This window comes from Pseudomonas sp. zfem005 (assembly GCF_032621735.1).
Taxonomy (GTDB): Bacteria; Pseudomonadota; Gammaproteobacteria; order Pseudomonadales; family Pseudomonadaceae; genus Metapseudomonas; species Metapseudomonas solani.
The window spans coordinates 1-19,865 of the sequence record NZ_JAVYJE010000023.1 but is presented as its reverse complement, the minus strand read 5'-3'; the positions used below and the strand labels follow the sequence as shown (position 1 = coordinate 19,865).

Genomic DNA, 19,865 nt, shown 5'->3' with positions numbered 1-19,865 from the left:
TTCCTCAGGCGTTCTTGATCAGGGCGTCGTACGCGGCGCGGTCCATCAGGTCGGCCAGCACGGCGTTGTCGGCCAGGCGCATGCGGAAGAACCAGCCCTTACCGAGCGGGTCTTCGTTGACCAGTTCGGGGCTGTCGTTGAGGGTTTCGTTGATTTCGAGCACGTCGCCGTCCAGCGGCATGACGATGTTGCTGGCGGCCTTGACCGACTCCAGCACCGCGACTTCCGCGCCCTGCGCATAGGCCTGGAGCTCCGGCAGCTGCACGAAGACCACGTCACCCAGCGCCTCCTGGGCGTACTCGGTGATGCCCACGGTCACCTGGCCATCGGCCTCCAGGCGCAGCCATTCGTGTTCGGCGGTAAAACGCAACTCGCTCATTCGGAACTCCTCGGTGCTGTGGCCCGGTTCTTTGCCAGGCGCTCTATGGACCCCCGCACGGGGCGTCGCCCCGTGCTGTCTGGTCGGCTTCATAGCAAGGGCGGTGCCAGGATGCTTTCACCCAGTGAAAACAAGGGGTTGGGCGCTATTCGAGACGTCTTTTGCGAAGAAGGCTGTAGCGAAAACGCTACAGAAAATAGGGGTTTTCCAAGGGGTGCGCAGGGAGGGGCAGAAACGGCGGGGTGCGTGGCGGGTTGTTACGGAGTCGTTACGCTGTAGCGAAATCGATACGAATCAGGTTGGGTGATAAATTAATTATTTATAAATCAATATATTGGGTTGTTTTTATAGAAATTAGATGAGGTTATGCGCCGTAGGATGGGTAGAGCGAAGCGAAACCCATGCTGTGTTCCAGCACATTCTCGATGGGTTTCGCGTTGCTCTACCCATCCTACGTGGTTGTTTTTAATAAAATAATCAATAAAAACAGATGGATATAAGTAGCTGTTGAAGTGCTATATCAACTCTTGCCGGGTATCCCGTACTTGCGCAAACGGTGGGCGATGGCGGTGTGGGAGGTCTGCAGGCGGGCGGCCAGCTGGCGGGTGGAGGGGTAGCTGGTGAAGAGTTTTTCCAGCAGTGCGCGCTCGAAGTTCTCCACGGCTTCTTCCAGGCTGTTCACCTCGCCGTCGTTCTGCCGCGCCACGGCGGTGCCGGCGATGTCCAGGTCACCGATTTCCACCAGGCTGCTTTCGCAGATGGCGGCGGCGCGGAAGATCACGTTCTGCAACTGGCGCACGTTGCCCGGCCAGCGGTTGCCCAGCAGCGCGGGGTAGGTGCCCGGGGCCAGGCGGCAAGGCGGGCGCTGGATCTGGGTGCAGGCCTGCTGCATGAAGAAGCGCGCCAGCAGGAGGATGTCCTGCCCCCGTTCGCGCAGCGGCGGCACTTCCAGGTTGAGCACGTTGAGGCGATAGAACAGGTCCTCGCGGAAGCTGCCCTCGGCCACCATCTTCTCCAGGTCGCGGTGGGTGGCGCTGAGGATGCGCACGTCCACCTTCACCTCGCGGTCGCCGCCCACCCGGCGGAAGCAGCCATCGCTGAGAAAGCGCAGCAGCTTGGCCTGCAGGTAGGGCGACATCTCGCCGATCTCGTCGAGGAACACCGTGCCCTGGTTGGCCAGCTCCAGCAGGCCCGGCTTGCCGCCGCGCTGGGCGCCGGTGAAGGCGCCGGGTGCGTAGCCGAACAGCTCGCTTTCGGCGAGGTTCTCCGGCAATGCCGCGCAGTTCAGTGCCAGGAACGGCTGGTTATGCCGCGCGCTGACTGCATGGCAGGCCCGTGCCACCAGTTCCTTGCCGGTGCCGGTCTCGCCATTGATCATCAGCGGCGCATCCAGGGCCGCCACGCGCAGGGCGCGGGCCTTGAGGGTGCGAATGGGCTGGGAGTCACCCAGCAGCGCATCGAAGCCTTCGGCATGGTCATGGTGCAGGGCCGAGAGGCGCTCGCCGATGCGGTTGGGCAGGTAAAGGGTGAGCAGGGCGCCGGCCAGGTGCTCGCCCTCGGTGATGGGCACGGCATCGAGCATCAGCGCCTGGCCCTTGAGGGTCACCTCGCGCAGCGGCAGGCGGAAGCCCTGTTCGCGCAGCACGTTGTGCAGGCTGTCGTCGGCGAACAGCTGGGCCAGGGTCGCGCCCTCCAGCTCGCCGCCATGCAGGGCCAGCAGCGCAGGGTTGGCCAGCAGCACGCGGCCGTCCTGGTCCACCGCCAGCACCGGGTCGGTCATCGCCGCCAGCAGGGCGTCCAGCTGCAGGCGATGGCGCTGGCCGGGGAGGATGTCCACCACCGTCACTTCGCGCACGCCTTCCACCTTGTGCAGCGCGCCGCGCAGCTCATCCAGCACCTCGGCGCTAAGGGTGGGCGCATCGATGTAGACGTTCGGCGGGACCATCTCCACCGCATCCAGGTTGAGGTTGCGCCCGCCGAGCAGGGCGAGGACTTCCTGGGTGATGCCGACGCGATCGATGAAGGTGACGTGAATGCGCATGGAAAGCGGAGCCGCTGGATGAAAGCCGCAGATTATGCCCGCTCCAGGCACCGCCGGGCCATGGCTTGTGCCGCGTGATGGAACCCGGCCCCGCGCTGGCCTTGTGCCAGAGCGCCACGGCAGCGGCGGCCCCTTGCGAAAGTTCGAACTTTTGCCCGCGGAGGGGGTTCGGAACTAGCACACCACTTCCGCAACCCGGCGCGGCCCCAGCCGGCCTCCATGCGCCGGTCAGAAGGAGCCAGACCGATGTCCTTGAACACCCCAGCCGAGTCCGCCGCGCGTCTTTCCGGTGCGCTGCAATTGGATGAGGCCCTGGCCTTCCCGCGTATCGCCATCGAATCCGTCGAGCCGCAGCTGGAAGGCGGCCGCTTCGCCGCCAAGGCCATCGCGGGGGAGGCCCGTACCGTCACGGCGGTGATCTTCGCCGACGGCCACGACAAGCTGGCCGGCCAGCTGATCTGGCGCCCGGTCGAAGACCCCGAATGGCAGCGCGTGCCCCTGGAATTTCTCGGCAACGACCATTGGCAGGCCAGCTTCGTGCCGCCGCGCACGGGCCGCGTGGTGTTCGCCGTGGAAGCCTGGTGGGACCTCTATGGCAGCTACTGCTACGAACTGTCGAAGAAACACGGCGCCGGCGTGCCCATCAAGCTGGAGCTGCAGGAAGGCGCGCTGCTGCTGCGCCAGGCCCTGGAACAGGCGCCGGCGGCCCAGGTGGACACGCTGCAGGCGCTGCTCGAACGCCTGGAAGAAGCGCAATCCATCGACGAACGCGTGGCCCTGCTGCTGGCCCCCGAGACGGTGGCCGCCGTGACCCGCGTCGAGGCCCATCCCCATCGCGTGCGCAGCCCGCTGTACCCGTTGGACGTGGAGCGCAAGCTGGCCGAGTTCGCCAGCTGGTACGAGCTGTTCCCGCGCTCGGCGGCCAACGACGGCAAGCGCCACGGCACCTTCCGCGACGTCATCGCGCGGCTGCCGGACATCCAGGCCATGGGCTTCGACGTGCTCTATTTCCCGCCCATCCACCCCATCGGCCGCACCCACCGCAAGGGCCCGAACAATTCCCTCAAGGCCGGCCCGGACGACCCCGGCAGCCCCTACGCCATCGGCAGCGCCGAAGGCGGCCACGAAGCCATCCACCCGCAGCTGGGCAGCCGCGAAGACTTCCAGGCCCTGGTCCAGGCGGCCCGCGAGCATGGCCTGGAGATCGCCCTCGACTTCGCCATCCAGTGCTCCCCGGACCACCCCTGGCTGGCCCAACACCCCGGCTGGTTCAGCTGGCGCCCCGACGGCAGCATCCGCCACGCCGAGAACCCGCCGAAGAAGTACGAGGACATCGTCAACGTCGACTTCTACGCCCGTGATGCCCAGCCCGACCTGTGGCTGGCCCTGCGCGACGTGGTCAAGGGCTGGGTGGAGCAGGGCGTGACCCTGTTCCGCGTCGACAACCCCCACACCAAGCCGCTGCCGTTCTGGGAATGGCTGATCGCCGATATCCGCGCCGCCCACCCCGAGGTGATCTTCCTCGCCGAGGCCTTCACCCGGCCGGCGGTGATGGCGCGCCTGGGCAAGGTCGGTTTCACCCAGAGCTACACCTACTTCACCTGGCGCAACACCAAGGAGGAGCTCGCCCAGTACTTCACCGAGCTCAACCAGCCGCCGCTGTGCGACTGCTATCGGCCGAATTTCTTCGTCAACACGCCCGACATCAACCCCTTCCCGCTGCACGGCCAGGGGCGCGCCGCCTTCCTCATCCGCGCCGCCCTGGCCACCATGGGCTCCGGCCTGTGGGGCATGTACTCCGGCTTCGAGATCTGCGAGTCGGCGCCGGTGCCGGGCAAGGAGGAATACCTGGACTCGGAGAAGTACCAGCTGCGCCAGCGCGACTACCGCGCCCCCGGCAACATCGTCGGCGAGATCGCCCAGCTCAACCGCATCCGCCGCGCCAACCCGGCCTTGCAGACCCATCTGGGGCTGCAGGTCTACAGCGCCTGGAACGACAACATCCTGTATTTCGGCAAGCGCACCGCCGACCGCTCCAACTTCATCCTGGTCGCCATCAGCCTCGACCCGCACAACGCCCAGGAGGCCAGCTTCGAGCTGCCGCTGTGGGAGCTCGGCCTGCCCGAGGACGCCGCCACCCAGGGCGAAGACCTGATGAACGGCCACACCTGGACCTGGTACGGCAAGACCCAGTGGATGCGCATCGAGCCCTGGCACCAGCCCTTCGGCATCTGGCGCATCCGCGCCGCCACCTGAGGACAACGCCATGGCGAACCAACAACGGCCCGAGCTGCACACACTGGTCATCGAGCAGGACCTGCAGGAGCTGCTCCAGGGCGCCAGCGGCTCCCTGGTGGAGGATTCCCTGGCGGCCTACCTGCCCAGGCGCCGTTGGTTTTCCGGCGACGCGGCGGGTGAGGTGCACCTGCTCTATGCCGTGCCCTTCGGCGAGGCGGACGAACTCTGCGTACTGGCCGAGGTGGAGAGCCGCGACGGCGAGCGCCGCGAGCATTACCAGCTGCCCCTGGCCTTCGTCACCGAGCACCAGGCCGGCAGCGCCGCGCCCGAACACCTGGCCCTGGCGCGCCTGCACCGGGGCCGCCAGGTGGGCCTGCTCACCGACGCCTTCACCCTGCCGGGCTTCGTGCGCCAGGTGGTGCGCCAGCTGAGCCGTGGCCAGGTGCTGCGCTGGCAGGGCAGCGAGCTGCAGTTCGTGCCCACCTCGCGCCTGGTGGACTTCATCGGCGATCTGGACGGCGACGTCAGCCTGGTGTCCGCCGAGCAATCCAACAGTTCGGCGGTGATCGGCGACAGCATGGTGCTCAAGCTGGTGCGCCGGGTGCTGCCGGGCATCCACCCGGAAACCGAGATGGGCGGCTACCTCACCGAACACGGCTTCGCCAACATCCCGCCCTTGCTGGGCGAGGTGCGCCGCGTCGACGAGGCCGGCACGCCGCATACGCTGATGGTGCTGCAGGCCTTTCTCAGCAACCAGGGTGATGCCTGGCAGTGGACCCTGAACACCCTGGAGCGCGCCGTGCGCGACGAACTGGCCGGCGGCGCATCCGGGCAGGAGAGCCCGCACAGCGCACTGGGGGAACTGGAAGCCTTCGCCCGTATGCTCGGCCGCCGCCTCGGCGAGATGCACGAGGTGCTGGCCCGCCCCAGCGACAACCCCGACTTCGGCTACCGGAGCAGCGATATCGCGGAAACCAATGGCTGGGCCCACAGCGTCGGCCTGCAGTTGCGCGAGGCGCTGGAACGGGTGGCCGAGTCCCGCGAGGGCCTTTCCGAGTCCGCCCGGGCGCTGGCTGATTGGCTGGGCAGCCACCAGGCCGGGCTGCTCGAGGTGGTCGGCAAGCTGGCCCGGCACAGCGCCGGCGGCATCCGCATCCGCGTCCACGGCGACCTGCACCTGGGGCAGGTGCTGGTGGCCCGGGGCGACGCCTTCATCATCGATTTCGAGGGCGAGCCCACCCGCAGCCTGGAAGAACGCCGCGCCCGCCACAGCCCGCTGAAGGACGTGGCCGGCATGCTGCGCTCCTTCGATTACGCCGCCGCCATGGCCCTGCGCAACGCCCAGGGCGCCGATGCCTCCAGCGAGGCCGCCAGCGCCCGCCAGCGCATCGCCAGCACCTACCGCAGCCAGGCGCGCACCGCCTTCCACGAAGCCTACCGGCTGGCCGCCGCGAACCTGCCCCATGCCTGGCACGAGCGTGACGGCGAAGTCGCCGCCCTGGCGCTGTTCAGCATCGAGAAGGCCGCCTACGAAATCCTTTACGAAGCCCGCTACCGCCCCGATTGGCTGGATGTGCCGATGCTGGGGCTGGTGGAGTTGGGCCGTCATCTCCTGGGGAGCAAGCAATGAACGATGTAGCCATGGGGCAGGGCGCCGACCGCGCCCAGATCGAGGCGCTGGTACGGGCCGAGCACGGCGACCCCTTCGCCTTCCTCGGCCCGCACCAGGATGACCAGGGGCCGGTGATCCGCGCCTACCTGCCCGGTGCCCTGGGCGTCGAACTGCTGGACGGCGACAGTGGCCAGTCCATGGGCCGCCTGGTGGAATCCGCCACTCCCGGGCTGTTCATCGCCCGGCCCGAGCGCCTGCACCGCTACCGCCTGCGCATCCATTGGGGCGAGGGCTTCCAGGAAACCGAAGACCCCTACAGCTTCGGCCCGTTGCTGGGCGAGACCGACCTCTACCTGTTCGCCGAGGGCAACCACCGCGAGCTGGGCAAGGTCTTCGGTGCCCAGCTCACCGAGCACGACGGCGTGCCCGGCGTGCGTTTCGCCCTCTGGGCACCCAATGCCCGGCGGGTTTCAGTGGTCGGGGCGTTCAATGGCTGGGACGGGCGCCGCCACCCCATGCGCCTGCGCCACCCGGCGGGGGTCTGGGAACTGTTCGTACCGCGCCTGCAGGCGGGCGAGGTGTACAAGTACGAGCTGCTCGGTCAGCACGGCGTGCTGCCGCTGAAGGCCGACCCGGTGGCCCTGGCCACCGAATTGCCGCCGGCCACCGGCTCGGTGGTGTCCGCGCCGCTGGATTTCCACTGGCAGGACCAGGGCTGGATGGGCGGCCGCCAGCGTGGCCAGGCCCATGACCGGCCACTGTCGATTTACGAGGTGCATGTCGGTTCCTGGCGCAAGGAGGGCGGCAACGATGGCCGCGTGCTCAGCTGGCACGAACTGGCCGAGCAGTTGATCCCCTATGTGCAGGAGCTGGGCTTCAGCCATATCGAGCTGCTGCCGATCATGGAACACCCCTTCGGCGGCTCCTGGGGCTACCAGCCGCTGTCGCAGTTCGCGCCGACATCGCGCTATGGCAGCCCGCGCGACTTCGCCGCCTTCATCGACGCCTGCCACCGCGCCGGCATCGGCGTCATCCTCGACTGGGTGCCCGCGCATTTCCCCACCGACGCCCACGGCCTGGGCCGCTTCGACGGCACGGCGCTGTACGAGTACGAGCATCCCTTCGAGGGCTTCCACCAGGATTGGGACACCTACATCTACAACCTCGGCCGCACCGAGGTGCACGGCTTCATGCTGGCCTCGGCGCTGCACTGGCTGCGCGCCTACCACATCGACGGCCTGCGCGTGGATGCGGTGGCCTCGATGCTCTACCGCGACTACTCGCGCAAGGACGGCGAGTGGATCCCCAACCGCCACGGCGGCCGCGAGAACCTGGAGGCCATCGACTTCCTCCGCCACCTCAATGACGTGGTCGCCACCGAGGCGCCCGGCGCCCTGGTGATAGCCGAGGAATCCACCGCCTGGCCCGGGGTCAGCCGGCCCACCCGCGAGGGCGGCCTGGGTTTCGCCTACAAATGGAACATGGGCTGGATGCACGACAGCCTGAAGTACGCCAGCGAAGACCCGGTCAACCGCAGCCATCACCACCACCAGCTGACCTTCGGCCTGCTTTACGCCTTCTCCGAACACTTCATCCTGCCCATCTCCCACGACGAGGTGGTGCACGGCAAGCGCTCGCTGCTGGACAAGATGCCCGGCGACCGCTGGCAGAAGTTCGCCAACCTGCGCCTCTACCTCAGCTTCATGTGGAGCCACCCGGGCAAGAAGCTGCTGTTCATGGGCTGCGAGTTCGGCCAGTGGCGCGAATGGAGCCACGACAGCGAGCTGGACTGGTACCTGCTGCGCTACGGCGAGCACCTGGGTGTGCAGAGCCTGCTGCGTGACCTCAACGCCCTGTACCGCGCCGAGCCCGCGTTGCACCAGCTGGACGGCGTCGCCGAAGGCTTCCAATGGCTGATCGGCGACGACAAGGCCAACAGTGTCTACGCCTGGCTGCGCAAGGGCCAGGACGGCGCGCCGCTATTGGTGGTGCACAACTTCACCCCGGTGCCGCGCCCCGGCTACCGCATCGGCGTACCGCTGCCCGGCACCTGGCAGGTGCTGCTCAACAGCGACGCCGACGCCTATGCCGGCAGCAACGCCGGCAGCCTCGCCGAAGCGCACGCCGAAGACGACACCAGTCACGGCCAACCCCACTCCCTGGTGCTCGACCTCCCACCGCTTGGTGCGCTGATCCTCAAACCGCAGTAAAGGTGACCCGGTCGCCGGTAGCCCGGGCTTCAGCCCGGGAGCGCGGCCGCCGGTATCCCCGGGCTAAAGCCCAGGCTACAGACTGCGCAGGGTGGAGGTCGCCCTTTACCTCCACCAACGGTGTTGTTCCGGGCCGCGATGGTGGATGGGTGAAGCGTCATCCACCCTACACGCCGGTTAACACCGTGGTTCGGGATAAGCACGGAGCCGTAGGTTGGCGCCGAGCGCAGCGAGGCCCAACGGAGCGGGGTTCGGGTCTGCTGCGTTGGGCTTCGTGCCTCAACCCAACCTACATCCGTGCCAGGACGGCTCCACGTTGTGGGAGCGGCTTCAGCCGCGAAAGATCCGCCGCCGGCACAACGCTGCGAGCGGCCGGACAGTCCATCACGAATGAATTCGCTCACGGGGTGTGCCCCGGGGTTCATTCGAACGGCCCCATCACCTGGCGGTAATGCTCGGTGCCTTGTGGTGTTTGGCGGGTGAGGGTGAGCTCCAGGCCACGGGGGTTTTCCACCGGGGTGCCGGTGAGGGTTGCCCAGCCCTTGCCGGGGCGCCAGGTGCGCAGGTCGAATTCGCTTACGCCGCTCATCACCGCCACGCCCTTGCCGGGTGCCGGCAGCGGGTAGCGCGTGCCGGGGGTGGAGGCGGCGCGGTAGAGGGTGTCGCCTTCCACCCACCAGCGCACCCGCAGCAGGCGCCCGGGGCGGGACGGGGCGACGCGCACCAGCTCCAGGCGCGGCGGGCCATTGCCACCGCCGCGCAATACCAGGGCCGGCGGCCCGGAGCGGATCGGTTTTGCATCCGCGTCGGCGTCCGGGCGCAGGGGTTCCAGCAGCTCGGTGGTGGCGCGCTGGGCCAGGTCGCGCTGCAGCTGGTTGAGGGCGCGCAGCAGCTCGTCGTTGCGTTCGGCCGCCGCCTGCAGGTGGGCGTCGCTGCGGCTCACGCTGTCCAGCCCGCGCCAGGCCACCAGGGACACCAGCGCCATCAGCAGGATCGCCACCATCACCTCGATCAGGGTGAAGCCCCGTTGGTCGTTCATCACTGCACCTCGATACGGCCGGACGGCTCACGCACGACCAGGACGCTGTTGCGCCCATCGGACAGCTCGATGCGCGCCGGCTCGCCTATCCACTCGGCGTCGATCAGCAGCCAGCGGCCGCTGCTCAGGCGCACATCCAGCGGGTGCACCTGCCAGGTACGCGGGCGCAGTTGCGGGTCGCCGGCGAACGCCCGCTCATCGGCGCCGCCGTCGCCCAGGCGCAGGAAGCGGTAGCCGCGCGCGTCCGCCTGCCAGGCAATGGCACGGCCGTCGGCGCGGGCTTCGTCCTGGGCGGTCTGCAGCAGCAGGGCCAGGCGCTTGGCGTCTTCCCGCAGCAGGCGCGCCGGGTCGGGGCGGATGCTCAGGCTGATGGCGGCCGTGGCGATGCCGACGATCACCAGCACCACCATCAGCTCGATCAGGGTGAAGCCCCGTTGCGTCCGCCCGGCAACCTCGGGAGGAGGTGAAATAAAACCGTGAAGATCGGCTGCTAGCGTCGGGGCCAGGAATCTTTGGAGGACCGCCGGATGCGCCTTATCAGCCGCTTCAATCCCGCCGCATGGGTCCAGGGCGCCGCGCTGGCAGCGACCCTGGCGGGCCTGGTCACCTGGGGGCTGTTGCTGGGGGACCCCACGCCGCAGCAGGCTCAGGCGCGCAGCGAAGCCCCGCAGCCGGTGCCGGCCGCTGCCCACGATGCGGCGCAGTGGTTCGCCAGCCGCGCCAGCCAGCTGGACGTGCGCCTCACCGGGCTGTTCGCCGGGGAGCGCGGCGCCGTGGCCATCCTCGCCATCGACGATGCACCGCCGCGCGCCTTCCTCACCGGCGAAAGCCTGGGCGAAGGCGTGCGCCTGGATGCCATTGAGGGGGACGCGGTGATCATCGCCTGGGGCAGCGAAACCCAGCGCCTGTCCATCGCGCGCCTGCCCGAGGCGCCGCCGCTGCCATCCCTGCGCTGAGTTCACGGCGTCACCTGCAGGCGGTCGCGCGCTACCAGGGTTTCCAGGCGTGCCAGGGGCGGGCCGCCGCGTTCGCGGTCATGCACGCGGATGCTCAGTTGCAGCAGGTCGCCCACGGGGGTGATGCGCTGCTCGCAGCTCAAGCGCAAGCGCCCCTGATCACACTCCAGCACCTTGCGGCCGTTGCCCGGCGGCCCTTCCAGGCGCAGCTCCGCCATACGCCCCTGGGCCGCCAGCAGGGCGATGGAGCGGTCGCGCAGCAGGCCATCGGCCTGGGTCATCTGCCCGGCGGCACGCACCGCCGCCGACATGGCCACGGCGACGATGGCCAGCGCCACCAGCACTTCGATCAGGGTGAAACCGGACGCTTGCCGGTGCATCGCATGGGCCTTGCGCATGGCGGGGGTCACAGGGCAGGGAAGAAGGCTCCAGCCTAGCGGCCGCGTCTGACGAAACGCTGACGGAAACACCGGAGAACGCGGCCGCCGTTCTCCGTGGCACCGCGTCGCAGGCCCCATGGCGTGGGCATCGTGGCGCAGTGCGCGGGAAATTCTCCCGAGGATTTTCAATACCAGTGACATATGCGCTTGGAACAATCCGGGGCGAAAGGACAGGCCCGGCTCCCGGAGACGCGGCCCGATGCAAACCCAAGGAGTGTCGAGATGGATATCGCGCGGTTCAGCTCCCCGGTTCGCGGCCGGAATGGCCAGCAAGGCTTCACCCTTATCGAGATCATGGTGGTGGTGGTGATCCTCGGCATTCTCGCCGCCATGGTGGTGCCCAAGGTGCTCGACCGCCCCGACCAGGCCCGCGCCACCGCCGCGCGCCAGGACATCGGCGGGCTGATGCAGGCGCTCAAGCTCTATCGCCTCGACCAGGGCCGCTACCCCAGCCAGAACGAGGGCCTGAAGGTGCTGGTGGAGCGCCCGGCCAACGCCACGTCCAGCAACTGGCGCTCCTACCTGGAGCGCCTGCCCAACGACCCCTGGGGCCGCCCGTACAACTACTTGAACCCCGGCGCCAATGGCGAGGTGGACATCTTCTCCCTGGGCGCCGACGGCCAGCCCGAGGGCGAGGGCGTGAACGCCGATATCGGCTCCTGGCAGTTGTAGGCCGCGCCATGCATCCCCTGGCCAGCCAACGCGGCATGGCGGTGATCAGCGCCTTGCTGATCGCTGCCGTAGTGGCGGTGATCGCCGCCGGCATGATCGCCCGTCAGACGCGCATCACCCGCGCCGTGGAAAGCGAGAACCAGCGCCTGCAGGGCGCCTGGGTCGCGCGCGGCGCCCTGGAGTGGAGCCGCCAGCGGCTGTGGGAGGAGCGCCTGCGCGAACCCGCCACCCGGCTCGACCAGGCCTGGGCGCAGCCCTTGCGCAACCTCAGCCTGGGTGAGGGGACGGCCTTCGAGGGCGCGATCCTCGACGAGCAGGGCCGCTTCAACCTGCGCAACCTGGTACGTGACGAGCAGCTCGACCCCCTGGAAATGGCCACCTTCGAGCGCCTCTGCGCGCTGCTGGGCGTGCCCCAGGAGGCCGCCGCACGCATCGCCCGCCGGGTGATCGACGCCTATGCCTACCGCATCTACCCGCCTCGCAGCGAACCGGCCAACAGCAGCGGCTTCGACAGCGGCCGGCTGACCTCACCGGAAGCGCAGAACCGCGCCTTCGAAGCCAAGCGCCCCATGCTGCGTCGCCTCGAAGACCTGGCCGACCTGCCTGGCGTGCCAGCCGATGCCCTGCAACGCCTGGCGCCCTTCGTCACGCTGCTGCCCATGCCCACCTGGGTCAACGGCAACACCGCCAGCGCCGAGGTGATCGCCGCGCGGGTGCCCGGCCTCGGCCTGGAGCGCGCCCGTGCCCTGATCGCCGAGCGCGACCGCGGCCAGTGGTTCATCAACAGTGGCGACGTGCTCAACCGTCTGCGCATGCCGGACATGACCACCGAACTGGTGCGCATCGGCATCACCAGCGAGTGGTTCCTGGTGCGCGGCCTGGCCCGTGCTGGTGAGCGTCGCAGCCCGGTGGAGGCGCTGTTGTTCCGTGCCGAGGAAAGCCAGCCGCGCATTGTCTGGTCGCGGGTGGGCGCATGAGCGCGCTGCTGCGGATCGCCCTGCCAGCCCTGGACGGGCTGCGCCCCGAGGCCGAGGTGGAGTACGCCTGGCTGAACCGCCAGGGCCAACTGGATAACCAAGGCATTGCCAGCCTCGCCGAACTCGGCCGCCAGGCCCGGGGCAAGGCCGTGGAACTGGTGCTGCACCCCGACGACAGCCTGCTGGCCAGCCTCGAACTGCCGCCGTTGCCCGCTGCGCGCCTGGGGGATGCCGTGCGTTGCGCAGCAGATGGCCTGGTGCTCGGCGGTTGCGAGGGGCTGCAACTGGTGCACGGCCCGCGCCAGGCCGATGGCCGGGTGCAGCTCGCCTGGCTGGAACGCGAGCGCCTGCAACGCCTGCTGCACGGCCTACGGCAATGCGCGCTGGAGCCCCGTGGCCTCTATGGCGCGCCGTTCTTCCTGGCAGCGGACAAGGGCACGGCCTGCGCGCAGCTGCGCGACGGCCAGTTGCTGGTGCGCGACGGTGCGCAGGGCGGCTGGGTGCATCCCCTGCCCGAAGATTGCCTGCCACGCCTGCTGGAGAGCGCCGTGGCGCCGGGCTGGCCCGGCGAGGTGCCCGAAGGCCTGCCCGGCGAGGCCGTGGCCGCCAGCCGCCGTTGGACCGGCGCGGTGCCCGCCTGCAACCTGCTGCAGGGGCTGACGGGCCCGGCCCAGGGGCCGCGGCGCTGGGGCCGGGCCGTGGCCTGTTGCGCCCTGGCTGCTGCCGTCTGGACCCTCGGCCTCAACCTCCATGCCTCGCAGATGGCCAGCCAGGGGCTGGCGCTCAAGCAACAGATGTCGCAGCGGGTGAAGCAGGTCTTCCCACAGTTGCCGGTGGTGCTCAACCCCTTGCAGCAGGCCCGCCAGCAGCGCGACGCGCGCCTGGCCGGCGGCACCCAGGATGGCCCCGGCCGCTTCGCCGCCATGGTGCAGCAGGCCGTTGGCGCCATGCCCTTCGCCCTGGGCGCCATCGAGTCCATCGATTACGACGGCGAGACCTTGCGCCTGACGCCCCGTGCTGGCGCGCGCAAGCCACCGGCGGACCCTGCCTGGCAGGCGGCCCTGGCCCAGGCCGGGCTGCAAGCCAGCATCGGCGCCGATGGCTGGAGCCTGAAACGCCTGCCGGCGGATGCGCTGAAAAACGAGGCTGGCCGTGATGAATGAACGCCTGCTGAAACTGCGGGGTACCTGGCGCGAACAGACGGCCCAGGCCCGCCAGCGTTGGCAGCGGCTGGGCCCGCGTGACCGGCGCATCCTGCGCCTGGCCGCCCTGGTGCTGCCGCCGATGCTGCTGTGGTTCGCCCTGATCGAACCCTCCCTGGCGCGCATCGAGCATTGGCAGGCCGAGCTGCCGCGCCTGCGTGCCCAGGCGCAAACCCTCGAAGCGGTGCTAGCCGAGGTGCAGGGGCCCGCCGCCCTGGCGCCCGGCGCATCCCTGGAAGCGCTGCTGCGCCAGGGGCTGGATGACAACGGTCTGGCCGGGCACTACCAGTTGCGCGCGGAAGGCCCGCACTGGCGGCTGGAACTGCAAGGCGCCCCGGCGCAAGGGGTTATGGATTGGCTGCTGGGCGTGACCCCGGGCCTGCCGCTGGAGCTGCGCCAGGTGCAGCTGCGGCGCGACGGCGGGACACAGAGCGAACAGACGGACGCGCGGCTTTCCGGCGTCGTCGGCATGGAACAGGCGCCAGGCGCTAAGGAATCCTCATGAAGCGGTTCGATGGACAAGGGCTGCGGCGACCGCTGCGGCATGGGGTGGCGATTTCTCTCGCGGCGGTGCTCGCCGCCTGCAGCCAGTCCGGTGGCACGCCGCCGCCGGTGATCCCCGCCGAGAGCGAACTGGGCCGGCCCATGGCCCAGGTGGGGCAGGGCGATGCACTGGCGGAGCGCGAACGCATCCAGGCCCAGGCTGAGCGCCAGCAGCAGGTGGCACGTGCCCAGCGCGCGCAACAGGCCGCCCGCCGCACGGGCACGCCGCCCCGCCAGACCCGCAGCGCCGGGCTGGGCGACCAGCCGGTGCAGCTGAATTTCGTCGAGGCGGACATCCCCGCTGTGCTGCGGGCGCTGTCCCGCGCCACGGGCCGGCAGTTCCTCGCCGATCCCCGGGTCAAGGGCCAGCTGACCCTGGTGTCCGAGGGCGAGGTGCCGGCCCATACCGCCTACGACATGCTCCTGGCGGCACTGCGCATGCAGGGCTTCTCGGTGGTGGAAGTGGGCGGCGTCAGCCAGGTGGTGCCCGAGGCGGACGCCAAGCTGCTCGGCGGCCCGGTGAGCGACGCCGACCGCCCCGGCGGCAACGGCATGGTCACCCGCACCTACCGCCTGCAATACGAGAACGCGGTGAACCTGATCCCTGTACTGCGCCCCATCGTCTCGCCGAACAACCCGATCAACGCCTACCCGGGCAACAACACGGTGGTGGTCACCGACTACGCAGAGAACCTCGAGCGGGTCGCCGCGATCATCGCCAACATCGACGTGCCCGGCTCCATCGACACCGATGTGGTGCCGGTGCAGAACGGCATCGCCACCGACATCGCCGCCATGGTCTCCGAGCTGATGGAGAGCCCGGGCAACGACGTTGCGCAGAAGGTCGCGGTGATCGGCGACCCGCGCTCCAACAGCATCATCCTGCGCACCGGCAGCCCCGAGCGCAGCGAACTGGCCCGGCAACTGATCGCCAAGCTCGACAGTGCCCAGGGCAACCCCAGCAACCTGCACGTGGTCTACCTGCGCAACGCCCAGGCCAACAAGCTGGCCCAGGCCCTGCGCGGTCTGCTCACCGGCGAGGGCGAGAGCGCCGGGCAGGATGACGGCAGCCGTGCCCAGCTCAATGGCGGCAACCTGGGGGGCAGCACGCAGAGTGGCACCGGCAGCAGCGGTTCCAGCTCCGGCACCGCCACCAGCAGCAACGGGCAGAGCGGCAGCTCCGGCGGCTACGGGCAGTCGGGCGGCGGCTTGCTGTCGGCGGCCAAGGGGCAGGGCGGCCAGGAGGGCGCGGTGGCCTTCTCCGCCAATGGCGTCACCGTGCAGGCCGACACCACCACCAACACCCTGCTGATCTCCGCGCCCGACCCGCTGTACCGCAACCTGCGCGAGGTCATCGACCTGCTCGACCAGCGCCGCGCCCAGGTGGTGATCGAGAGCCTGATCGTCGAAGTCAGCGAAGACGACACCAGTGAGTTCGGCATCCAGTGGCAGGCCGGCAACCTGGCCGGCAACGGCTGGATCGGCGGCGCCAACCTCGGCGGCGCGGGCATCAACACCGGCGCCAAGAACAGCATCGACGCGCTGCCGGGCGGCCTCAGCATCGGCAAGGTGGCCGGCGGCGTGGACATCCCCGGCATCGGCCGCGTGCTCGACCTCAAGGTCCTGGCCCGCGCGCTGAAGAGCAAGGGCGGCACCAACGTGCTGTCCACGCCCAACCTGCTGACCCTGGACAACGAGGCGGCGAGCATCTTCGTCGGCCAGACCATCCCCTTCGTCAGCGGCAACTACGTCACCAACGGCGGCGGTACCAGCAACAACCCCTTCCAGACCATCGAGCGCGAGGAGGTGGGCCTGCGCCTCAACGTGCGCCCGCAGATCTCCGAAGGCGGCACGGTGAAGCTGGACATCTACCAGGAGGTCAGCAGCGTCGACGAGCGCGCCGACAACGACGCCGGCACCGTGACCAACAAGCGCGCCATCGACACCAGCATCCTCCTCGACGACGGGCAGATCATGGTGCTCGGCGGCCTGCTGCAGGACAGCTTCATCCAGAGCAGCGAGGCGGTGCCCGGGCTCGGCAGCCTGCCCGGCATCGGCGCGCTGTTCCGCGGCGACCGCCGCTCGCGGACCAAGACCAACCTGATGGTGTTCCTGCGGCCCTACATCATCCGCGACGACAGCGTGGGGCGCAGCATCACGATGAACCGCTACGACTTCATCCGCCGTGCCCAGGGCGCCATGCAGCCGGAGCACAAGTGGCCCCTTACCGACATGCAGGCGCCGCAACTGCCGCCGGCCGAGCAGGCCATGCCGCTGGACCCGGCCGCGCCGTTGCCGGCCCCGCAGCCCCGGCCCATGCGCGCCGTGCCGCTGCGCCCGGGCGAGCAGCCATGAGTGCGCTGCCCTACGCCTGGGCCCGCGCCCAGCGCCTGCTGCTGCAGGGCGAGGGGGAGGGCGCACGGCTGCTGGTGAGCCCGAGCACCCCCGGCTGGGCCATCGGCGAAGTGCGCCGTCGCCATGGCGCCACGCCCATCCAGCGGGTCACCGATGCCGAGCTGGAAACCCTGCTGGCCAGCGCCTACGCCGACACCGGCAGCGCCGCTGCGGTGGTCGGCGCCGCCGAGAGCGAGGTGGACCTGGACCGCCTGCTGCAGGACATGCCCGAAGTCACCGACCTGCTGGACACCGAGGACGGCGCGCCGGTGATCCGCATGATCAACGCCCTGCTGACCCAGGCCGCACGGGACGAGGCCAGCGACATCCATATCGAGCCCTTCGAGACCCATTCGGTGGTGCGCTACCGGGTGGACGGCGCGCTGCGCGACGTGGTCGCCCCGCGCAAGGCGCTGCACGCGGCGCTGGTGTCGCGGATCAAGATCATGGCGCAGCTGGACATCGCCGAAAAACGCCTGCCCCAGGACGGCCGTATCGCCCTGCGCGTGGCCGGCCGGCCCATCGACGTACGTGTCTCCACCGTGCCCACCGGCCACGGCGAGCGGGTGGTGATGCGCCTGCTGGACAAGCAGGCCGGGCGCCTGCGCCTGGAAACCCTGGGCATGGCGCCGACGCTGCTGGAGCAGCTCGACCGGCTGATCCGCCAGCCCCACGGCATCGTGCTCGTCACCGGGCCCACCGGCAGCGGCAAGACCACCACCCTCTACGCCGCCCTGGCACGGCTGGACGCCGCCACCAGCAACATCCTCACGGTCGAGGACCCGGTGGAGTACGACCTGCCGGGCATCAGCCAGATCCAGGTCAACGCGCGTATCGACATGAGCTTCGCCCTGGCCCTGCGCGCCATCCTGCGCCAGGACCCGGACATCATCATGATCGGTGAGATCCGCGACCTGGAGACGGCGCAGATCGCCGTGCAGGCCTCGCTTACCGGGCATCTGGTGCTGGCCACGCTGCACACCAACGACGCGGTCTCGGCCGTCACCCGCCTCACCGACATGGGCGTGGAGCCCTTCCTGCTGGCGTCCAGCATGCTCGGCGTGCTCGCCCAGCGCCTGGTGCGCCGCCTGTGCAACCAGTGCCGCGAGCCCGACCCGGCCTTTCCTGGGCAGTGGCGCGCGGTGGGCTGTGCCGCCTGCAACAACACCGGCTACAGCGGCCGTACCGGCATCCATGAACTCTTCGTGATCGACGACGACATCCGCCGCCTGATCCACCAGGGCGAGGCCGAGCAAAGCCTGCGCGAAGCCGCCCGCGCCGCCGGCATGGCCAGCATGCGCGAGGACGGCGAGCGTTGGGTGCAGGGCGGCTTCACCACGCCCGAGGAAATCCTCCGCGTCACGAGGGACGCCTGATGAACCGCTACCGTTTCGAGGCCGCCGACGCCAGCGGCCGCATCGAGAGCGGCACCCTGGAGGCCGACAGCCCGCGCGGCGCCATGGGCCTGCTGCGCACCCGCGGCCTGACACCCCTGGAGCTGACCGAGGAGGCCGCTGCCGGCAGCACCGGCGGCGGCCTGTTCGCGCCGCGGCTGTCCGATGGCGACCTGGCCTGGGCCACGCGCCAGCTGGCCAGCCTGCTGGCGGCGGGGCTGCCGCTGGAGTCGGCGCTGTCGGCCACCGTCGACCAGGCCGAGCGCCGCCATATCGCCGAAACCCTGGGCGCGGTGCGCACCGATGTGCGCAGCGGCATGCGCCTGGCCGAGGCCCTGGCGGCGCGCCCGCGCGACTTCCCCGACATCTACCGCGCGCTGATCGCCGCCGGTGAGGAGTCCGGCAACCTGGCCCAGGTGATGGAGCGCCTGGCCGACTACATCGAGGAGCGCAACAACCTGCGCGGCAAGATCCTCACCGCCTTCATTTACCCGGCGGTGGTGGGGCTGGTGTCCATCGGCATCGTCGTCTTCCTCCTCGGCTTCGTCGTGCCCCAGGTGGTCAGCGCCTTCTCCCAGGCACGCCAGGACCTGCCCGCGCTGACCCGGGTGATGCTCCAGGCCAGCGACTTCGTGCGGGCCTGGGGCGTGGTCTGCTTCGCCGGTATAGCCGGGGCCTTCTGGGGCTGGCGGATGTACCTGCGCGACGCCGCCGCGCGCCTGGCCTGGCACGCCCGGGTGCTGCGCCTGCCCCTGCTGGGGCGCTTCGTGCTGGGTGTGAACACCGCGCGCTTCGCCTCCACCCTGGCGATTCTCGGCAGCGCCGGCGTACCGCTGCTGCGCGCCCTCGACGCCGCCCGCGAAACCCTGGCCAACGACCGCCTGGCCGCCTGCGTGGCCGACGCCACCCTCGCCGTGCGCGAGGGCATCAGCCTGGCCAGCGCGCTCAAGGCCAGCGGCGTGTTCCCGCCCATCCTCATCCACCTCATCGCCAGCGGCGAGAAGACCGGCTCCCTGCCGCCCATGCTCGACCGCGCCGCGCAGACCCTCTCCCGCGACATCGAACGCCGCGCCATGGGCATGACCGCGCTGCTGGAGCCGCTGATGATCGTGGTCATGGGCGGTGTGGTGCTGACCATCGTCATGGCCGTGCTGCTGCCCATCATCGAGATCAACCAGTTGGTGCAGTAGCTAGCGACCTGTCGAGTGGACCCTGCGTTCGCGAGGGTGACGAGGCGAGTGGGGACCCACTAAACAAGCCGAGCTTCGTCCCGGACATCAGATAGTTCCCGCGCGCCGATGCCCGCTTCGGAAGCTTCCCGAGCCTTTGGGGGCTTTTCCCTATTCCCTGCTCATCAGGGTTTTCAGCCTACTGTCTCGCCCCGGATGCAGGGCTTGGCGGTCTCTCCGAGCTACGGTCACGAACCAGCGATGCATACGGGCCATTCCATCGATGAGGCCTCGACATGCTCGCTGAAATCCGCCCCTTGTTCGATCACAGCCGCCACAGGATCCAGGTTCGCGACCTTGACGCCGTGCTCGACGTTCTCGCCTTCCGGGGCGAGGAAGCGCTCAGCCAGCCCTTCGCCTATCAGGTGGAATTCACCTCCACCCAACCTGACCTGCCCGCCGAGCGACTCTTGGGGCAGGGCGCCAGCTTCAGCCTCCTGCCGCCGCCCGTGGCGGTACCCTTCGCGGGTATGAGCATCCCGCCGACCCAGCCGCTGCGCACCCTGCACGGCGTGGTCACGGGGTTTCGCAGGCTTTCC

At 69.6% G+C, this 19,865-nt stretch carries 17 protein-coding genes; 12 read left to right on the top strand and 5 right to left on the bottom strand.

The window, feature by feature from the left end; all coding sequences use genetic code 11:
• Window positions 1-4: 4 nt before the first annotated feature.
• Together gcvH and RTW82_RS31360 are read right to left on the bottom strand one after the other, a co-directional pair.
• Window positions 5-379: a glycine cleavage system protein GcvH gene (gene gcvH / locus RTW82_RS31365; protein ID WP_316927546.1), complete on the bottom strand. Its 375-nt coding sequence runs from the start codon at window positions 377-379 to the stop codon at window positions 5-7.
• Window positions 380-899: 520 nt separating this feature from the next.
• Window positions 900-2,420: a sigma-54-dependent transcriptional regulator gene (locus tag RTW82_RS31360; RefSeq protein WP_316927545.1), complete on the bottom strand. Its 1,521-nt coding sequence runs from the start codon at window positions 2,418-2,420 to the stop codon at window positions 900-902.
• A gap of 246 nt (window positions 2,421-2,666) precedes the next feature.
• On the opposite strand from RTW82_RS31360, the gene RTW82_RS31355 reads away from it, so the two are divergent.
• From RTW82_RS31355 to glgB, 3 genes are read left to right on the top strand one after another with little or no spacing between them, the layout of a single operon-like run.
• Complete coding sequence (locus RTW82_RS31355; RefSeq protein ID WP_316927544.1) at window positions 2,667-4,676, top strand: alpha-1,4-glucan--maltose-1-phosphate maltosyltransferase; 2,010 nt, start codon at window positions 2,667-2,669, stop codon at window positions 4,674-4,676.
• Window positions 4,677-4,686: 10 nt separating this feature from the next.
• Window positions 4,687-6,288 carry a putative maltokinase gene (locus tag RTW82_RS31350; RefSeq protein WP_316927543.1) on the top strand — a complete coding sequence of 534 codons (1,602 nt, stop codon included), beginning with the start codon at window positions 4,687-4,689 and terminating at the stop codon, window positions 6,286-6,288.
• The gene (glgB, locus tag RTW82_RS31345) at window positions 6,285-8,480 is read left to right on the top strand and encodes a 1,4-alpha-glucan branching protein GlgB (RefSeq protein ID WP_316927542.1); all 2,196 of its coding nucleotides are present in this window, start codon (window positions 6,285-6,287) and stop codon (window positions 8,478-8,480) included. The genes RTW82_RS31350 and glgB overlap by 4 nt, the downstream gene beginning before the upstream one ends.
• A 421-nt stretch (window positions 8,481-8,901) precedes the next feature.
• Here the strand turns inward: glgB and RTW82_RS31340 are convergent, their stop codons facing one another.
• Both RTW82_RS31340 and gspH read right to left on the bottom strand, forming a co-directional pair.
• Window positions 8,902-9,519, bottom strand: coding sequence for a type II secretion system protein J (locus tag RTW82_RS31340; RefSeq protein WP_316927541.1), 618 nt, complete (start codon window positions 9,517-9,519; stop codon window positions 8,902-8,904).
• Entirely contained in the window at window positions 9,519-9,989 is a 471-nt protein-coding gene (gene gspH / locus RTW82_RS31335; RefSeq protein ID WP_316927550.1) for a type II secretion system minor pseudopilin GspH, read from the bottom strand. The genes RTW82_RS31340 and gspH overlap by 1 nt, the downstream gene beginning before the upstream one ends.
• Window positions 9,990-10,046: 57 nt before the next feature.
• On the opposite strand from gspH, the gene RTW82_RS31330 reads away from it, so the two are divergent.
• Window positions 10,047-10,475, top strand: coding sequence for a type II secretion system protein N (locus tag RTW82_RS31330; protein WP_316927540.1), 429 nt, complete (start codon window positions 10,047-10,049; stop codon window positions 10,473-10,475).
• Window positions 10,476-10,477: 2 nt separating this feature from the next.
• Here the strand turns inward: RTW82_RS31330 and gspI are convergent, their stop codons facing one another.
• Window positions 10,478-10,873, bottom strand: coding sequence for a type II secretion system minor pseudopilin GspI (gene gspI / locus RTW82_RS31325; protein ID WP_316927539.1), 396 nt, complete (start codon window positions 10,871-10,873; stop codon window positions 10,478-10,480).
• 264 nt (window positions 10,874-11,137) lie between these two features.
• On the opposite strand from gspI, the gene gspG reads away from it, so the two are divergent.
• From gspG to RTW82_RS31285, 8 genes are all read left to right on the top strand, one after another.
• On the top strand, window positions 11,138-11,587 hold the full coding sequence (gene gspG / locus RTW82_RS31320) for a type II secretion system major pseudopilin GspG (RefSeq protein ID WP_021217637.1): 450 nt from the start codon (window positions 11,138-11,140) through the stop codon (window positions 11,585-11,587).
• 8 nt (window positions 11,588-11,595) lie between these two features.
• On the top strand, window positions 11,596-12,564 hold the full coding sequence (gene gspK, locus RTW82_RS31315; RefSeq protein ID WP_316927538.1) for a type II secretion system minor pseudopilin GspK: 969 nt from the start codon (window positions 11,596-11,598) through the stop codon (window positions 12,562-12,564).
• Complete coding sequence (gspL, locus tag RTW82_RS31310; protein WP_316927537.1) at window positions 12,561-13,727, top strand: type II secretion system protein GspL; 1,167 nt, start codon at window positions 12,561-12,563, stop codon at window positions 13,725-13,727. Before gspK ends, gspL begins: the two co-directional genes overlap by 4 nt.
• Window positions 13,720-14,271 (top strand): type II secretion system protein GspM, encoded by a 552-nt coding sequence (gspM, locus tag RTW82_RS31305; RefSeq protein WP_316927536.1) that lies wholly within the window; start codon window positions 13,720-13,722, stop codon window positions 14,269-14,271. The genes gspL and gspM overlap by 8 nt, the downstream gene beginning before the upstream one ends.
• Entirely contained in the window at window positions 14,268-16,664 is a 2,397-nt protein-coding gene (gene gspD, locus RTW82_RS31300; RefSeq protein ID WP_316927535.1) for a type II secretion system secretin GspD, read from the top strand. Before gspM ends, gspD begins: the two co-directional genes overlap by 4 nt.
• Window positions 16,661-18,079, top strand: coding sequence for a type II secretion system ATPase GspE (gspE, locus tag RTW82_RS31295; RefSeq protein ID WP_021217642.1), 1,419 nt, complete (start codon window positions 16,661-16,663; stop codon window positions 18,077-18,079). Before gspD ends, gspE begins: the two co-directional genes overlap by 4 nt.
• Window positions 18,079-19,287: a type II secretion system inner membrane protein GspF gene (gspF, locus tag RTW82_RS31290; RefSeq protein ID WP_316927534.1), complete on the top strand. Its 1,209-nt coding sequence runs from the start codon at window positions 18,079-18,081 to the stop codon at window positions 19,285-19,287. Before gspE ends, gspF begins: the two co-directional genes overlap by 1 nt.
• A gap of 275 nt (window positions 19,288-19,562) precedes the next feature.
• A partial coding sequence (locus tag RTW82_RS31285) for a contractile injection system protein, VgrG/Pvc8 family (RefSeq protein ID WP_410478886.1) occupies window positions 19,563-19,865 on the top strand: 303 nt, incomplete at its 3' end.

Coding starts and splice junctions, on each gene's coding strand:
- gcvH (WP_316927546.1), bottom strand. CDS start 379: ATGAGCGAGTTGCGTTTTACCGCCGAACACGAATGGCTGCGCCTGGAG.
- RTW82_RS31360 (WP_316927545.1), bottom strand. CDS start 2,420: ATGCGCATTCACGTCACCTTCATCGATCGCGTCGGCATCACCCAGGAA.
- RTW82_RS31355 (WP_316927544.1), top strand. CDS start 2,667: ATGTCCTTGAACACCCCAGCCGAGTCCGCCGCGCGTCTTTCCGGTGCG.
- RTW82_RS31350 (WP_316927543.1), top strand. CDS start 4,687: ATGGCGAACCAACAACGGCCCGAGCTGCACACACTGGTCATCGAGCAG.
- glgB (WP_316927542.1), top strand. CDS start 6,285: ATGAACGATGTAGCCATGGGGCAGGGCGCCGACCGCGCCCAGATCGAG.
- RTW82_RS31340 (WP_316927541.1), bottom strand. CDS start 9,519: ATGAACGACCAACGGGGCTTCACCCTGATCGAGGTGATGGTGGCGATC.
- RTW82_RS31330 (WP_316927540.1), top strand. CDS start 10,047: ATGCGCCTTATCAGCCGCTTCAATCCCGCCGCATGGGTCCAGGGCGCC.
- gspI (WP_316927539.1), bottom strand. CDS start 10,873: ATGCGCAAGGCCCATGCGATGCACCGGCAAGCGTCCGGTTTCACCCTG.
- gspG (WP_021217637.1), top strand. CDS start 11,138: ATGGATATCGCGCGGTTCAGCTCCCCGGTTCGCGGCCGGAATGGCCAG.
- gspK (WP_316927538.1), top strand. CDS start 11,596: ATGCATCCCCTGGCCAGCCAACGCGGCATGGCGGTGATCAGCGCCTTG.
- gspL (WP_316927537.1), top strand. CDS start 12,561: ATGAGCGCGCTGCTGCGGATCGCCCTGCCAGCCCTGGACGGGCTGCGC.
- gspM (WP_316927536.1), top strand. CDS start 13,720: ATGAATGAACGCCTGCTGAAACTGCGGGGTACCTGGCGCGAACAGACG.
- gspD (WP_316927535.1), top strand. CDS start 14,268: ATGAAGCGGTTCGATGGACAAGGGCTGCGGCGACCGCTGCGGCATGGG.
- gspE (WP_021217642.1), top strand. CDS start 16,661: ATGAGTGCGCTGCCCTACGCCTGGGCCCGCGCCCAGCGCCTGCTGCTG.
- gspF (WP_316927534.1), top strand. CDS start 18,079: ATGAACCGCTACCGTTTCGAGGCCGCCGACGCCAGCGGCCGCATCGAG.